Genomic DNA, 1,866 nt, shown 5'->3' on the forward strand with positions numbered 1-1,866 from the left:
CCGTTTGGGGCACGGTGTGGTGACGACCCACTCTAGATCATACTGGATAATCAACACCCTTGATTTAGACTCTGTTAAAGAACAATGTTGATATTTGAAACCTTTACAAAATATTACTATAATAAAATGAGAACGAACATTCGTGAGGTTGTTAAGGTGAGCAAAGCGTTTAGAAATCCTCTAAAACACATTGATAAATTGCCACATACACAAAAGGAACAAGTATATCAATGGGGTAAGCTCTATGTTCAGCCATCTACCTCTGTTGGTGGTCGTCTAATTAATAAAATAGGTTAATGAAAGATAAATACCTGTAAAGGACGGGAGAGATTGAAGAAGAAACTTTGGATTTTTGTTCTAATTTTAGCAATAACTATTGGTGGTTTTTATTCCTTTGCGAAATTTAATCCACCATTGGATATTGGTACACTTGCTTCAAGCAAAGATAATAAATCAGTTGTTGTTGGAATTGGTAATAAGGGCTTTCGTAAAGTGAAAATATTAGATGTTTCAGTTAATAACAATGAAAGACCATCAAAAACAAAAGTACAGGCTAGTAATGCTTTACAAGGTTTCATCATAACTAATGATTATAATAATGAGGAATCAATAAAATATGGATTTAAGAATATAGAGGATATAACCATTAAAGTAGGCGCATCTCCTTCCTCTTACTTTAAAAAATTAGATGATGGTACTGCTACTAAAAGAGATGAAATTTATGGGATTAGTGTTATCCATAATCAAGCAATAAATAGGGTTAATATAAAGTATAGCTGTCTTGGAATTTCATTTAATGAAACTGTGTTCTTGAACTAAAGCATAAAAAGTGTGTTAGTTTAGCAAAAATAGGGGAAACCCTGATTGATGGGGTTCCCCTAAATGTTTAAAAGAAGATAAATGCTTGACCCTCACGCCACGTAATAGCTTATGTTTTACGTATCTTAGTTATGGGGGGAAGCATAATGGAATTTTATCCTATGCCTTTGTTTGTAAAACTTTCTGTCAGCAATATGGAAAGTTCTCTTTGCTGGTACAAGGAAGTTCTAAATTTTGAATCCGTGTTTGAGTTACCGGGCAAAGACGGGAAGACTGTAATGGCCCATATTCGAGGCAAAAAGTATCAGGACATAATGTTGGTTTCAGAATTAGAACAAAATGATATGAATTCTAACGGGAAGGGTGTCGTTTTAAATATTTCTGTGGAAGATGTTGATCTATATTCGAAAAAGGCAAGTAAGGCCAATGCAGTAGTTGTAGAAGGTCCTATTGATCGTCCTTGGAACGCTCGTGAACTTGTTTTGAGGGACCTTGATGGTTATCTAATAACACTTTCAGTGGGAATAGACAAGGAAAAGAATTTTGATGATGTTATAAACCAAGTCGAAAGTAAACTTTATATATCTTGAAAGTGATCAAGCCTTTCTATAAAAACCAAACTTAAATTTGTCGGATAAGAATCCATTTTGATCAATTTTTTTCAAAATGGATTCTTTTTATTTATCGTAAAATGTGGGTTTGAGAGGTATTTTTAATCAAACTTTATTTTAAAGCTATATTATTTTGTTTAGAAAATAAGCGTATATGAAAAATAGGAGATTAATTTACAAGGATTCCTAAAATGATGAGTTTTGGAACTTTTTATATACTTCAAGTATATATTTCCTTATTAAAACCAACAATTGTTTCAGCAAACTTTATGAAGTTCTACTTCTTAAATTTTTCTTAACACTATTTTTTTATAGAGATAACAATTTGTTCAGAATTTGTTCAGTTAATATTAATAAAATAAACAACAGATATTAAATAGTATTATTTAACTAAAGATTAAATGTATTTGGCAATGAAAAAATGCATAAAACGGCA

General features: G+C 31.4%; 2 protein-coding genes and 1 pseudogene. All 3 read left to right on the plus strand.

The features are described 5' to 3' along the window. Positions 1–156: 156 nt before the first annotated feature. Positions 157–291 (plus strand): annotated as a pseudogene (locus HMPREF0083_RS27925) (IS1595 family transposase); the annotation flags it as partial. A 39-nt stretch (positions 292–330) separates the two neighbouring features. After that, positions 331–819, plus strand: coding sequence for a PAZ domain-containing protein (locus HMPREF0083_RS07325; protein ID WP_021620557.1), 489 nt, complete (start codon positions 331–333; stop codon positions 817–819). Positions 820–965: 146 nt separating this feature from the next. Further along, the gene (locus HMPREF0083_RS07330; protein ID WP_040301889.1) at positions 966–1,409 is read left to right on the plus strand and encodes a VOC family protein; all 444 of its coding nucleotides are present in this window, start codon (positions 966–968) and stop codon (positions 1,407–1,409) included. The last annotated feature ends 457 nt before the right edge of the window (positions 1,410–1,866 follow it).

The organism is Aneurinibacillus aneurinilyticus ATCC 12856 (genome assembly GCF_000466385.1).
Lineage (GTDB): Bacteria > Bacillota > Bacilli > Aneurinibacillales > Aneurinibacillaceae > Aneurinibacillus > Aneurinibacillus aneurinilyticus.

Excerpts from the sequence above, each read along its gene's own strand:
- HMPREF0083_RS07330 (WP_040301889.1), top strand. The coding sequence starts at position 966 with ATGGAATTTTATCCTATGCCTTTGTTTGTAAAACTTTCTGTCAGCAAT.